Source organism: Nostoc sp. JL33, from assembly GCF_017114985.1.
In the GTDB taxonomy this organism is placed as follows: Bacteria; Cyanobacteriota; Cyanobacteriia; order Cyanobacteriales; family Nostocaceae; genus Nostoc.
In genome coordinates, this window is record NZ_JABXKP010000100.1 from 160,399 (window position 1) to 173,254 (window position 12,856).

Below are 12,856 nucleotides of genomic sequence, written 5' to 3' on the forward strand. Positions count from 1 at the left end.
TCTAGTAGAAATATTGAATTTAAAGTGATTAACAAAAATATTTTTAGATCAAAAGATACTTTGCCTTCTTACCAAACACTGCGACGATTTCTGCAATACTATCTCCCTTATCGCCAAGATATTTTGATCACTATGGGATTGGTAATTGCTGGTGCTATGTGTCAAGCCACAGGCCCATTTATTGTCGGTTGGTCAATTGATAATTTGATTATACGTGGAAATTGGCGGGGTTTAATGCAGATATTAATTCTGCTAGCAGTTGTCTATGTTACTGGTAGTTTGATCATCAGAAGTCAAATTAGACAGATTGGCTGGATTATGCAGCGTCTTTTGGGTCAATTACGTCGTGATATTTTCACAAAAATTCAAACCTTACCCTTGGGCTTTTTTGATCGTAGCCAATCGGGTGATTTGATGAGTCGTTTGTTGAATGATGTCAGTACTGTAGAGCAGACATTTGGAATGGCGATCGCCCAAATTATTGGCACTGTATTTAGCTTAATTGGCATTATCGTCGCCATGCTTTTGCTCAACCTGCAATTGGGATTGATCAGCAACTTAGTTGTACCCTTGATGATTTTTGCCACAGGATTGTTTGCTTCATGGGCAAAAACAAGATTTCGGGTAACGCGACAAACTATCGGTCAACTTTCAGCGAGGTTCGAGGAAGATATTAACATTGTTCGGGAAGCACAAGCATTTAATCGAATACAACATAATATTCAGCAATTTGATGCTCTCAATGCTGCGAATCGGGATGCGAATGTACAAGCTGTAGCAATTACCTCTGCCTTTTTACCCTCAATTGATTTTCTTAACACCGTAGGAACAGCAGGGGTGCTAGTTTATGGGGGGTATCTGACAGTAAAAGGTGAAGCAACAGTAGGAACTGTAACTTCATTCCTAATTTACGTTCAGCAATTTTTTCAGCCGATTCAAATTATTAGTCAATTTTACACCCAAGCACAATCAGCGATCGCTGGATTAGAACGAATTTTTCTCCTATTGGATGAACCTGCATTGCTGCAAAATGCGCCTGATGCAATAGAAATGCCACGAATTCAGGGTGAAGTCAAGTTTAAGGATGTGACATTTGGCTATGCTTCTAACCAGTTGGCTCTTAAGGGCGCTAATTTTCTTGCCAAACCAGGACAAATGATTGCCTTGGTGGGTGCAACTGGAGCAGGGAAAAGCACAATCATAAACTTAATTTTGCGCTTCTATGATGTGTTGGGTGGTATGATTACTGTTGACAATATTGATATCCGGCGTGTCACACAAGCAAGTTTAAGGCGTCAGATTGGGGTAGTTTTGCAAGACACGATATTGTTAAGTAGCACAGTTGCGGAAAATATCGCCTTTGGTCGAAAAGATGCCACCCAAGCAGAGATTGAACAAGCAGCACAAATTGCCAATGTTCACGAGTTTATCACTAGCTTACCCCAAGGGTATGCAACTCGTTTGGGAGAGCAGGGAACTAGCCTGAGTCAAGGACAACAACAACTAATTAGCATTGCGCGAGCGGTCTTAATTAACCCTCGAATTTTGATTTTGGATGAAGCCACCAGCAGCATTGATACTCGTACCGAAGCCCTAGTTCAGGAAGCACTTGCTCGGCTGTTTAAGGATCGCACCAGCTTTGTCATTGCTCACCGCCTCAGCACGGTGATTAACGCCGACCAAGTACTGGTAGTTGAGCAAGGTAAAATTGTTGAGCGTGGAACCCATGCAGAGTTGATTGCTAAACAGGGTGTATACGCCAATTTATATGGTCTACAATTTGGGACATTTGTTTAGTTTTCCCAAAATTCAGTAAATCGAAAACTTTTATAATTCAACCAAATAATTATGTTTTCAGGCTACGTTTTGAGTCTTGCTTAGGAACGTAGATTAAATAAAATGGAAAACTTCATCCTTTCTCTAGCTTCCCTCTCCTTTATAATTGCTTTCTTTTTTAAAACAGGTATTAAGAAGAGTTATCAAATAGAAAAACTAATCCAAGATGGTTTACATGGAAGGGTAGTATCTTCGTTATACATATGGTCTATAGGTAGTTTAATCAACCAATTTTTTGGGAATCAGCAACGAAAATATAGAAGGATTCGAGTTAAATAATTAAGTTAATTATGAGTGCTGATAAGTATGTCATCATAATTATTTGTAGGATAAATAAAGCAATAGCTAAACCCATGATAATTCTCTGTAAAGGTTGGGTTTCACTTTGTTCAACCCAACTTACTAGCTATAATCACGAATTAGTATTAATTACCCCTGAAAAGTATATGCAGGTAATCCACTAACATCAGTCTGGAGAGCAAACAAATCACCAGAGTAGAAACTTTTTTCAATCTCTGCTTGGCTGAGTCCAACTGAAGCAGTAGTGATGTACAGTGTTTGCAAATCTTCGTTAAAAAAATTGACTTTGAGAAAGAGTTAAGCCTTAACTGAACCCTATTGAATTATAAAAAAGGTTTGCCTGACTAATAGACCTATCCGGAAATGAGAACTTTATTTGCCTGAAACCTAGCCCTGGAGAGGGTTTTAGAGATTATTGTTTTATTTTAGCTAAAAAGCTTACTAGGTAAGGATTTCAGCTATTTTGAGCTTTATTTGTGGATAGGTCTAATAGATAAAATTTTCATTTCTGTTCCAGAAAAAACTAAAGACACAATTTATCGCATCTTTCCCAGGTATAAGAAAATATTTTTTCTTTTGACTTTGACCAAACCTTTACCCTGATCCGTTAACTTAAAGTTAGTCGGTCAAGATTCCCCTTATGTACCAAACAGATCCGCCTCTCTCCCCCAAAGAAGTCCTACCTACCATGTATGATCTTCCCAGTGAATACCCGGAGGACTCTGGCTTGCCTGACGAATTTCACATTTTGCAACCCCGACTTTTAGGCGATACCTTCTCTCCTCCCACATATCTAGCAGATCAGGTATTGGTTGCCTCTGACTTAAATATCTATTATGACCTCCACCATCCACTGTGGTACAAACGCCCAGATTGGTTTGCAGTGGTTGGAGTTTCCCGCCTTTATGAACAGCGAGATTTACGTTTAAGTTATGTGATTTGGCAAGAAGGGGTTGCGCCTTTCGTAATGGTAGAACTTTTGTCTCCAGGGACAGAAAAAGAAGACTTGGGACAAACTCTCAGAGAAGTTAACCAACCACCGACCAAATGGGAAGTTTATGAACGAATTTTAAGAGTTCCCTATTATATTCTTTTTGACCGCTACACTGATAAGCTGCAAGCATTTCAACTAGTTGCAGATAGTTATCACGAAATAGATGTAACTACTTCTAGAGTGTGGATGCCAGGAATACAATTAGGTTTGGGGCTTTGGCAAGGCGCTTACCAAGGTATCGATCGCTTGTGGTTACGTTGGTACGATGAAAGAGGAAATTGGATTTCTACACAGCTAGAACAAGAAAGACGACGGGCTGATAAATTAGCAGCAAAATTGCGCGAATTGGGTATTAATCCAGATGAAATATAAGGCTTAGATTCCCGACTTTTTAGAGAAGTCGGAAATCTGATTATGAAACAGCTTGTAAAATCTCCTCATCTACAGAGAAATCTACTTCGGCTTTGTCTTTTGCATTAGCCAAATAATCATTTTCCAGAGAGTCTTGTAACCCAGAAATTAAATCATATTCAGGATGCCAATTTAATTCTGTTTGCGCTTTATTCACCGAAGCAAAGAAATGCTGTACTCGCATCGGAAAAGCTTTGCGTTTACCGAAATCAAACTTTTTCGGGTCGTAATGGACGATTTTTACAGCATCAGGTGATTTGCCAGCCGCTACAGCACTAGCACGGGCTAAACCATCAAAAGTGACAAAGCGATCGCCAGAGATATTATAAATCTGCCCTATTGCCTGTTTATTACCCAAAACCTGAGTCAAAGCTTTTGCCAAGTCTTTTACATGACCTAGCTGTGTGATATGCAAGCCATTTCCAGGGATGGGAATCGGGCGATCGCGTACAATTCTGTCAAAAAACCAGCCTTCCAACTCATTATAATTACGAGGCCCGTAAATATAAGTAGGACGAATAGAGGTAAAAGGCAATCCCAATTGAGTCAGATAAGCTTCTGTTTCATGTTTACCCTTGTGGCGACTTTTGGGATCTACTCGATCACCTTCTACATGGGGCAATTGGTCAGATTTGAGATACACCCCCGCAGAACTCATATACACAAAATGTTGCACTCGGTCTTGAAAAATTTCTGCCAGTGGTTGAGTATCAGTAAGTTCCCGCCCGTTATTGTCAAAAATGACATCAAAGTTTTCTTGTGATAATTTTGCTTTTAATTGAGTAGCATCCGTGCGATCGCCTATAATTTGTCCTACTCCCTGTAAAGCAGGTGCTGGCCGATTCCCACGATTGAACAGCACCACCTCGTGTCCTTGTTCCACTAGTAGTTGAGTCAAATAGACACCAATGAACCGAGTACCACCCATAATTAGAATTCGCATAAATTTCCCCTTTCTATATCAGTTGTCGTCAAGGGACTCGGGAGTGGGGAGTGGGGAGTAGGGAGTGGGGGAGATCAGGGAGACAAGGAGAAAATAACGAATGCCCAATGCCCAATGCCCAATGCCCAATGCCCAATGCCCAATGCCCAATGCCCCATTCCCCATTCCCCATTCTGAGATTATCAGGTTGCAGCACCCATCTGGAACCTCTGAGAAAAAGATTGCGTCCTATCTGCTAATCTGGGGCGCTTCGCGTTAATTAATCACAAGGAGAAACTCTTCAGTTAACGTCATCAAGTTGGCCTTTGTATTTTCCATTTATTCAAGTTAGCTGTGCCCTTGAAATATGCTCTAGTTCATGAGTGGCTGACACCCAAAGCCACCGGTGGTTCAGAACTCGTTGTCCGAGAAATTTTGAATCATATTGATGCTGATTTGTATGCCCTGATCGATTTTGAATCCAGCAATAGAGAAAGTTATTTATACAAGCGTCAGATTGGCAAGACGTTTCTCCAGGACTTTCCCTATGCCCGCAACGGTATACAAAAATACTTGCCTTTGTGGCCGTTGGCAATTGAACAACTGGATTTGCGCCATTATGACGTAATTCTGTCTTCATCCCACGCTGTTGCCAAAGGAATCCTTACCACTTCCGAACAGATGCATATTTGCTACTGCCATAGCCCGATGCGCTATGCCTGGGACTTGACCTTTGATTATCTGCGCCACAGCAAACTGGGTAGTGGTTTACCTGGGTGGGTAACGCGATATTTATTACATCGTTTGCGCCAGTGGGATGTATTGAGTGCCAATCGCGTTGATTACTTCATTGCCAACTCGCAGTATACAGCTCGGCGGATTTGGCGTTGCTATCGGCGAGAAGCCACAGTCATTTACCCACCAGTGAATATTGCGGAATTTCCGTTTCTGTCTGAGAAAGAGGACTTTTATCTGACAGTTTCCCGGTTAGTGAGTTATAAGCAAGTATCGTTGATTGTCAACGCTTTTAATCAGCTAAAACGACCATTAGTAGTAATTGGTACAGGAGATGAAATGATCAAGATTCGCGAGATGGCAAACTCCAATATCCAAATACTCGGATGGCAACCCGATAATGTGGTAAAAAAATATATGTCAAGGGCTAAGGCTTTTGTGTATGCAGCTTGTGAAGATTTTGGTATTGCCCTAGTGGAAGCACAGGCTTGTGGCACGCCAGTGATTGCTTATGGTGCAGGAGGTGCTTTAGAAACAGTGCGAGATATCCGTTCTTGTGTGGATACAGGGACAGGTATATTCTTCAGGACACAAACAGAGGCGGCTTTGGTGGAGGCAGTAGAAAAATTTGAAGTCTATGAGGGTTCGTTCAGTTCCGAGTATATGCGATCGCACGCCGCGCAGTTTTCACCGCAAATCTTTGCAGCTCGTTATCTAGACTTTGTAAACAAGTGCAACGAAAAAAGACCGTTTTTGGAATGATTGTCTTGGTTAATGTCTTATTTTTTTAGGCTTTTGGCAATTTCCCCCCAGAAGCACCTCATTTTGGCTTTAATATTGGGACTATGTGTGGTGTGGATTATTAAGGAGTATGATGACTGCCCAGAGCTCACTCCTCTCCGGCAAGCGAGGCGTACGGCAAGACACTAGAGCGTCTACGCGTACTTTCTTAAAACGCGGTCAAAAAACAAAGACGCCAAAAGTTAAACCCAAAGGTTTATCTTTTCAGGGTTTAAACGGAGAGTTTGCCAAGCGACTATTCGATATAGTGTTTTCGCTGTCGGTGTTAATTTTGTTCTTCCCCGTCTACTTAATCTTGGCCTTGCTGATTGCTTTCAGCTCACAAGGCCCAATTTTTTATGTCCACGAACGGGTGGGGAAAAATTATAAAGCGTTTAATTGTATTAAATTCCGAACAATGGTGAGCAATGCGGACGAAGTCCTCGTGCAAATGATGGAAACATCGCCCCAGTTGCGACAAGAATTTGAGAGCAGTTTTAAGCTGAAACAAGACCCCAGGATTACCAAAATTGGTCGATTTTTGCGAATTACTAGCTTAGACGAATTTCCCCAGTTCTGGAACGTTTTAAAAGGGGACATGAGTGTAGTCGGCCCCCGACCCTTAGTAGCAGAAGAACTGCCAAAATACGGTTGTCACATTAATGAGATTTTAACAATCCGTCCAGGAATTACTGGTTTGTGGCAGGTGTCTGGGCGTAATGACATTCCCTACCCTCGGCGAGTCCAAATAGACCTGCATTATGTGAAATTTAGGAATTTCTGGCTTGATTTATGGATCATCTTGAAAACTGTTGATGTGGTCATTCTGCCCAAAAATAACGGGGCATACTGAGTAACTACTTAGGGCCGATTCTGTGGGGCATTAACTGCCCCTAAGTACCAAATTCTTCCTGTAAAACTGACTAACTGACTGTTCATCTTTCTTATAGTTATCTATATTTGTGCCTTTCTACTTAGCTAAGACCTCTTTAAGTGTGGATTCTTGGCTGGTTTTGCTCATATTTGGATTTTTGCCAGAAGTTTAATTTAAAATCCCTATTTTATTTAGTCTTCACAAAACCAGAGATATATGAAGTTTTGACAAAAAACAACGTACACAAAAAGAATCTTGACCTAAAAAAATATAGATAATTAAACAATCTTCATCTATCTCAGCTTGGCTGACGTGTTAAATTAATTTTTGCTAAATATACTTAGGAAATAAGTCTCTTAACAACAAAACCTCGTAGGTTTCCCATTAGGCAATTTAGCAATTAGCTGCTAGGTTGTATCAGATTGACTGTAACTTTTTAATCAAAGACGATAAGGTATAATTGAGCATGACGCAACAAAAGCGAGCGTTGATTACTGGTATTACTGGTCAAGATGGTTCATATCTGAGTGAATTTTTGCTGGAAAAAGGTTATGAGGTTCATGGCATCATTCGCCGGACTTCTACCTTCAACACAGACCGCATCGATCACATTTATGAAGACCCCCACAAAGAGGGAGTACGGTTGTTTCTACACTACGGCGACTTAACCGATGGTACGACGTTGCGGCGGATTTTAGAAGATGTCAAGCCAGTAGAGATTTACAACCTGGGCGCTCAATCCCATGTCAGAGTCAGTTTTGATTCACCAGAATATACAGTGGATGCTGTAGGAATGGGCACACTGCGCCTGTTAGAAGCAATTCGAGACTACCAACAGCGTACCGGAATTCAGGTGCGATTTTACCAGGCGGGTTCTTCAGAAATGTACGGTTTAGTACAAGCAATACCTCAAAATGAGACAACGCCCTTTTATCCCCGCAGTCCCTATGCCTGTGCTAAAGTTTACGCCCATTGGCAAACTATAAATTACCGTGAGTCTTATGGTTTGTTTGCTTGTAACGGCATACTTTTTAACCACGAGTCACCACGGCGCGGTGAAACCTTTGTAACCCGCAAAATTACTAGAGCCGTGGCTGGTATCGTTGCTGGTAAGCAGAAAAAAATTTATATGGGTAATCTAGATGCCAAGCGAGATTGGGGCTATGCGAAGGATTACGTTAAAGCCATGTGGTTGATGTTGCAGAAAGACCAAGCAGAGGATTACGTAATTTCTACTGGTGAAACTCACTCGGTGCGGGAGTTTTTGGAACTGGCATTTAATTATGTGAATCTGAATTGGCAAGATTATGTAGAGTTTGATGAGCGTTACCTCCGTCCATCTGAGGTAGAGTTATTGATTGGCGATTCTACCAAAGCACGGCAGAAGTTGGGCTGGACAACATCAGTAACCTTTGAAGAACTAGTTTCCCTAATGGTAGAAGCAGACTTACAAGCATTGGGTCACACTTCACCTAATGGAAATGGTTCGCAATTTCCACATGATATTGCTACTACTCGTCAAGAACTGGGTGCTTTGCACTTCTGATTTCGCACCACAGAGGATAAAAATATGACCGCCTTAGAACTAAAAAATCAACGCATTCTGGTTACTGGTGGGTCGGGATTTCTAGGTCGTCAGGTGATAGATCAACTCTGTAAAGCAGGGGCTGATCGTGAGAAGATTACAATACCGCGATCGCACGATTGGGATTTGCGTGTTTGGGAAAATAGCCAACGTGCAGTTGACCAGCAAGACATAATCATTCACCTAGCAGCTCATGTCGGTGGCATCGGTCTAAACCGCGAAAAACCCGCAGAGTTGTTCTACGATAACTTGATTATGGGTACGCAGCTAATTCACGCTGCCTATCAAGCTGGAATACAAAAATTCGTATGTGTTGGCACAATCTGCGCCTATCCTAAATTTACCCCAGTGCCATTCAAAGAAGATGATCTTTGGAATGGCTACCCAGAGGAAACCAACGCCCCCTACGGAATTGCTAAAAAAGCACTTTTAGTCCAATTGCAATCTTACCGCCAGCAGTACGGTTTTAATGGGATTTACCTACTGCCAGTAAATTTATATGGGCCAGAAGATAACTTTGACACCGGAAGTTCCCACGTTATTCCAGCATTAGTTCGCAAAGTTCACGAAGCCCAAATTAAGAGAGAAAAGCAACTTCCAGTTTGGGGTGATGGCAGTCCTACCCGCGAGTTTCTCTATTCTGAAGATGCAGCGCGGGGGATTGTTATGGGGACTCAATTCTATAACGAATCCGAACCAGTTAACTTGGGGACGGGTGAGGAAATCTCCATCCTTAATTTAGTAACTATAATCTGCGACTTGATGGAGTTTAAGGGTGAAATTGTCTGGCAAACTGACAAGCCAAATGGTCAACCCCGCCGTTGTTTAGATACTCAAAGAGCCAAGCTTGCCTTTAATTTCACGGCTCAGGTGAGCTTTGAGCAAGGGTTAAAGAATACCATTGAGTGGTATCGTCAACACTCTACATAACGATGTACTCGTGAGTATAGGGTACTTAAGCTGGGCATCACCCAGCTTATTTGTTTGACCCAATAAATTTTTATGGACAAAGTTAATTATCAACTAAATAAAGCAGAACTACGCCGTACTCTACTCAAAACACGTCAATCAATGTCCGTTGGAGAGTGGAGAGAAAAAAGCGATCGCATTTGCTCTCATTTACAAAACTCTACTTTGTTCATCCAAGCAAAAACAATACTTGCTTATTTCAGCTTTCGTCAAGAACCTGACCTCAGTCCACTATTTGCAGACAGCAAATACCGTTGGGGATTTCCTCGCTGCGTTGATAAAAAATCCCTATCTTGGCATATTTGGACACCGAGTGATTTTATCCAAAGCGGCGCTTATGGCATTATTGAACCACACCCCGACGCTCCAATCTTAGATCCGGGCGAAGTGGATTTAATTCTCGTCCCCAGTGTAGCTTGTGACTATCAAGGATATCGTTTAGGTTATGGCGGTGGATATTACGATCGCTTGCTCAGTTTACCGCAGTGGCAGACAAAGCCGACTATCGGAATTGTCTTTGATTTTGCCTATTTGTCTCAAATACCGATTGAACCTTGGGATAAACCACTACAAGCTGTTTCTACCGAAACCGGATTGACTCGGAGGAATTTGACTTTGAAGAACGCAAACGTTTAGATGAGGGCATATTGTTTTCCCCTTGGCATACACTGCTAGAGCATGAGCCTGTTGGAAGTGTGAATCTCTCTCGCAAGAGGCTTTACAGCGAACTTGCAAAATATCGATTGTAGGTGTAGGTTGGGTGGAGGCTTTGCGTAACCCAACATCCTGATATATGTTGGGTTGCGCTCCGCTCCACCCAACCTACGTCTACTACGTCTACTGAACAGGAAGCAATGGCTCAAAAAATCTGATAATATTTCAATTTATGCAACACAATGCCTTTTCTCAATTGAAGATAAACTATGGATAAAGATAATGAACTAACTGAAAAGCTGAATAATATGTTGACTGAATCCGCAGATAAAGAATCTGTTATTAAGTTCTTCAGATTGAGTAATTATTCAAAAACCAAATCAATTGAAATTTTAAAAAAGGCTTTTGGTATTTATTATTATGAAGCACAAGATATAATTCACAATAGTCAAACATGGAGTGATGTAAAAGAATTTGACGCAAAAATAATGAATGACTTCTTTGATATTCTGGAAGAATTAGGGAGTTCGGAAAGTGAAAAAACTTAATTATATTAATATCTGAATAAATTGAATAACAGAATTAGGTGAATTACTTTATTTAACCAAATTTTTGATGATAGGTTAGCATAAAATCAATCAAATTCTCAAGTAAAGCGATGTCTGACTCAGTTCAGTATGTCACTAACGCACAGGGAGAGAAAGTTGGGGTACTGCTAGATTTAGAAACTTACCAACAGCTAACCAACTTATCTGTAGATTCTGAATTATTGATTGGTTTAAATCTAGATGAGTTGCAAGCTTTGGCAGAAAGTTCTTTATCTCCCAAAGCTCAGATACAATTACAGGAGTTATTAATCAAAAATTCTGAAAATCATTTATCAAATGAAGAAACTGAAACTTTAGATAGATTATTGGCACAAGTTGACCAATTAAATATTCTTAAAACTAGAGCTAAATATACCTTAAACATTTTTCAAAATAAACAGCAAGTAGCGTGAGTGTTTACATTCCTGTTGAATTACAAAATAAAATTTGCAAAATCAAATGCTGAACTGGAAAAAATCACGATCGCAAAGTCTGCTAATGTATGCGCTATTGGGAGCGATCGCACTGTTGATGCTCTTTCCTTTACTATGGCTAATTAGTACATCATTGAAATCGCCTACGGAAAATATTTTTCAGTCGCCGCCACAGTTATTGCCTGCGTCACCGACACTAAATAACTTCTCTAGTGTGTGGAACTCTCTACCTTTTGGACAATACCTGTATAACAGTACTTTGGTGTCAGTGCTAACTGTGGGCTTAAATCTGCTGTTTTGCGCTTTAGCTGCCTATCCGTTGGCAAGATTGTCGTTTGTCGGGCGAGACTGGATTTTTGTAGCGATTGTCTCCACGATTATGATTCCCTTCCAAATCGTGATGATTCCCCTGTATATTTTGACAGTCCAGTTGGGTTTGACAAATAGTTATTTGGGAATGATTTTTCCGAGTTTAGCTTCTGCCTTTGGCATTTTTCTGTTGCGCCAAGCTTTTATGAGTGTCCCCAAAGAGATAGAAGAAGCCGCCCGGATGGATGGCAGTTCGGAGTTAGGTTTGTGGTGGCATATAATGTTACCAGCAATTCGCCCAGCACTGGTAACTTTAGCTATTTTTGTATTCATTGGTGCTTGGAGTGACTTTTTGTGGCCTTTAATTGTCATCCAAGACGAAAATTTATACACTCTTCCCTTGGGAGTCGCAAAGCTAGCAGGGACATTTTCCCTTGATTGGCGGTTGGTAGCTGCTGGCTCAGTGATTGCGATCGCCCCAGTATTATTACTATTTCTATTTTTACAACGTTACATCGTACCCACGGAAACTGGTAGCGGCGTCAAGGGATAAAAAAATCTTTCTCCCAATGCCCAATTCAATAAGCACCAGTCTTTTTCAATACCACCCAGATAGTTTTCATAATCAGACTTAGGTCATAAGTTACAGACCACTTACGTTGATAATCTATATCCATCTTGACAATGGTTTCAAAGTCTGTAATGCTGGAACGACCATTAGCCTGCCATTCTCCGGTAATGCCTGGTTTGACTCGCAATCTATCCCAGTGGTGTAGATCGTAATGGCTGACTTCATCAAGAGTAGGTGGACGAGTACCAACTAAACTCATGTCGCCTAACAAAACATTCCAAAATTGGGGTAATTCGTCCAAGCTGGTACGCCGCAAAAATTTACCCACATGAGTAATACGAGGATCGTCAACAGATTTAAAGATGTGACCTTTGGCTTGGTTTTCAACCAAATGCTTGAGTTTATCAGCATCGACGATCATAGAACGGAATTTCCACATGCGGAAAGTTTTTCCGTTCAAACCACAGCGAATTTGGGAATAAAATATTGGACTTGGCTCATGTATAAAGGTAACAATTGCTACGGGAATTGCGACGATAAATGTAATTATCAGCCCCAGAATGGCTCCTACAATGTCAATTAATCGTTTTCTCACGCTTAAAGTTGACGGGTGTAAAGGCTGTTCCGAGCAATTAACTGAATAAACATAAAGATGATCCACAAAGGCTAACTTATCTACAACAGGACTTTTTGCATGAGTAGTGTAGACATGGACATAATTTTTAGGCGATTTTTACTGCTTTTGTCGCTACTACCGAGTGCTAACATACATAAAATTCCAACAATATAAAAACCGAAAACCCAAAGTTTACAGAATCTTTTAATTAAGGTAGTATATTGTAAATTTACAGTATTTTTTCCATCAAATAAAAATAATCTGAATAATCGGAATAGA

General features: G+C 40.9%; 14 protein-coding genes. 11 read left to right on the plus strand and 3 right to left on the minus strand.

Annotated elements, in window-relative coordinates; genetic code table 11:
- Nucleotides 1–24 precede the first annotated feature (24 nt).
- A complete protein-coding gene (locus HWQ23_RS30690; RefSeq protein ID WP_292837208.1) occupies nucleotides 25–1,797 on the plus strand; it encodes an ABC transporter ATP-binding protein in 1,773 nt (590 codons plus the stop codon).
- A gap of 468 nt (nucleotides 1,798–2,265) precedes the next feature.
- Here the strand turns inward: HWQ23_RS30690 and HWQ23_RS30695 are convergent, their stop codons facing one another.
- Nucleotides 2,266–2,400, minus strand: a complete 135-nt coding sequence (locus HWQ23_RS30695) for a hypothetical protein (RefSeq protein WP_292837210.1) — start codon at nucleotides 2,398–2,400, stop codon at nucleotides 2,266–2,268.
- A gap of 376 nt (nucleotides 2,401–2,776) precedes the next feature.
- On the opposite strand from HWQ23_RS30695, the gene HWQ23_RS30700 reads away from it, so the two are divergent.
- Complete coding sequence (locus HWQ23_RS30700; protein WP_292837212.1) at nucleotides 2,777–3,502, plus strand: Uma2 family endonuclease; 726 nt, start codon at nucleotides 2,777–2,779, stop codon at nucleotides 3,500–3,502.
- Nucleotides 3,503–3,542: 40 nt separating this feature from the next.
- Here HWQ23_RS30700 and HWQ23_RS30705 read toward each other — a convergent pair whose 3' ends face one another.
- Entirely contained in the window at nucleotides 3,543–4,484 is a 942-nt protein-coding gene (locus HWQ23_RS30705; protein WP_292837214.1) for an NAD-dependent epimerase/dehydratase family protein, read from the minus strand.
- Nucleotides 4,485–4,584: 100 nt separating this feature from the next.
- Between HWQ23_RS30705 and HWQ23_RS30710 the strand changes: the two genes are divergently transcribed.
- From HWQ23_RS30710 to HWQ23_RS30750, 9 genes are all read left to right on the plus strand, one after another.
- Nucleotides 4,585–4,743, plus strand: a complete 159-nt coding sequence (locus HWQ23_RS30710) for a hypothetical protein (RefSeq protein WP_292837216.1) — start codon at nucleotides 4,585–4,587, stop codon at nucleotides 4,741–4,743.
- 74 nt (nucleotides 4,744–4,817) lie between these two features.
- Nucleotides 4,818–5,960, plus strand: a complete 1,143-nt coding sequence (locus HWQ23_RS30715) for a glycosyltransferase (protein WP_292837218.1) — start codon at nucleotides 4,818–4,820, stop codon at nucleotides 5,958–5,960.
- Between the two features lie 112 nt (nucleotides 5,961–6,072).
- Nucleotides 6,073–6,831, plus strand: coding sequence for an undecaprenyl-phosphate galactose phosphotransferase family protein (locus HWQ23_RS30720; protein ID WP_292837409.1), 759 nt, complete (start codon nucleotides 6,073–6,075; stop codon nucleotides 6,829–6,831).
- 487 nt (nucleotides 6,832–7,318) lie between these two features.
- Nucleotides 7,319–8,398 carry a GDP-mannose 4,6-dehydratase gene (gmd, locus tag HWQ23_RS30725; RefSeq protein ID WP_292837220.1) on the plus strand — a complete coding sequence of 360 codons (1,080 nt, stop codon included), beginning with the start codon at nucleotides 7,319–7,321 and terminating at the stop codon, nucleotides 8,396–8,398.
- A gap of 24 nt (nucleotides 8,399–8,422) precedes the next feature.
- On the plus strand, nucleotides 8,423–9,367 hold the full coding sequence (locus tag HWQ23_RS30730) for a GDP-L-fucose synthase family protein (RefSeq protein ID WP_292837222.1): 945 nt from the start codon (nucleotides 8,423–8,425) through the stop codon (nucleotides 9,365–9,367).
- A 72-nt stretch (nucleotides 9,368–9,439) separates the two neighbouring features.
- Nucleotides 9,440–10,042: a 5-formyltetrahydrofolate cyclo-ligase gene (locus HWQ23_RS30735; RefSeq protein WP_292837224.1), complete on the plus strand. Its 603-nt coding sequence runs from the start codon at nucleotides 9,440–9,442 to the stop codon at nucleotides 10,040–10,042.
- A 287-nt stretch (nucleotides 10,043–10,329) separates the two neighbouring features.
- The gene (locus HWQ23_RS30740; RefSeq protein WP_292837226.1) at nucleotides 10,330–10,608 is read left to right on the plus strand and encodes a hypothetical protein; all 279 of its coding nucleotides are present in this window, start codon (nucleotides 10,330–10,332) and stop codon (nucleotides 10,606–10,608) included.
- Nucleotides 10,609–10,718: 110 nt separating this feature from the next.
- The gene (locus HWQ23_RS30745; protein WP_292837228.1) at nucleotides 10,719–11,060 is read left to right on the plus strand and encodes a hypothetical protein; all 342 of its coding nucleotides are present in this window, start codon (nucleotides 10,719–10,721) and stop codon (nucleotides 11,058–11,060) included.
- A gap of 46 nt (nucleotides 11,061–11,106) precedes the next feature.
- On the plus strand, nucleotides 11,107–11,943 hold the full coding sequence (locus HWQ23_RS30750; RefSeq protein WP_292837230.1) for a carbohydrate ABC transporter permease: 837 nt from the start codon (nucleotides 11,107–11,109) through the stop codon (nucleotides 11,941–11,943).
- Nucleotides 11,944–11,968: 25 nt separating this feature from the next.
- Here HWQ23_RS30750 and HWQ23_RS30755 read toward each other — a convergent pair whose 3' ends face one another.
- A complete protein-coding gene (locus HWQ23_RS30755) occupies nucleotides 11,969–12,622 on the minus strand; it encodes a sugar transferase (protein WP_292837232.1) in 654 nt (217 codons plus the stop codon).
- Nucleotides 12,623–12,856 lie beyond the last annotated feature (234 nt).

What these genes read in the sequence shown, in the direction of transcription:
- HWQ23_RS30730 (WP_292837222.1), top strand. Translation starts at nt 8,423, where the DNA reads ATGACCGCCTTAGAACTAAAAAATCAACGCATTCTGGTTACTGGTGGG.
- HWQ23_RS30720 (WP_292837409.1), top strand. Translation starts at nt 6,073, where the DNA reads ATGACTGCCCAGAGCTCACTCCTCTCCGGCAAGCGAGGCGTACGGCAA.
- HWQ23_RS30710 (WP_292837216.1), top strand. Translation starts at nt 4,585, where the DNA reads ATGCCCAATGCCCAATGCCCAATGCCCAATGCCCAATGCCCAATGCCC.
- HWQ23_RS30745 (WP_292837228.1), top strand. Translation starts at nt 10,719, where the DNA reads ATGTCTGACTCAGTTCAGTATGTCACTAACGCACAGGGAGAGAAAGTT.
- HWQ23_RS30750 (WP_292837230.1), top strand. Translation starts at nt 11,107, where the DNA reads ATGCTGAACTGGAAAAAATCACGATCGCAAAGTCTGCTAATGTATGCG.
- HWQ23_RS30705 (WP_292837214.1), bottom strand. Translation starts at nt 4,484, where the DNA reads ATGCGAATTCTAATTATGGGTGGTACTCGGTTCATTGGTGTCTATTTG.
- HWQ23_RS30700 (WP_292837212.1), top strand. Translation starts at nt 2,777, where the DNA reads ATGTACCAAACAGATCCGCCTCTCTCCCCCAAAGAAGTCCTACCTACC.
- gmd (WP_292837220.1), top strand. Translation starts at nt 7,319, where the DNA reads ATGACGCAACAAAAGCGAGCGTTGATTACTGGTATTACTGGTCAAGAT.
- HWQ23_RS30740 (WP_292837226.1), top strand. Translation starts at nt 10,330, where the DNA reads ATGGATAAAGATAATGAACTAACTGAAAAGCTGAATAATATGTTGACT.
- HWQ23_RS30735 (WP_292837224.1), top strand. Translation starts at nt 9,440, where the DNA reads ATGGACAAAGTTAATTATCAACTAAATAAAGCAGAACTACGCCGTACT.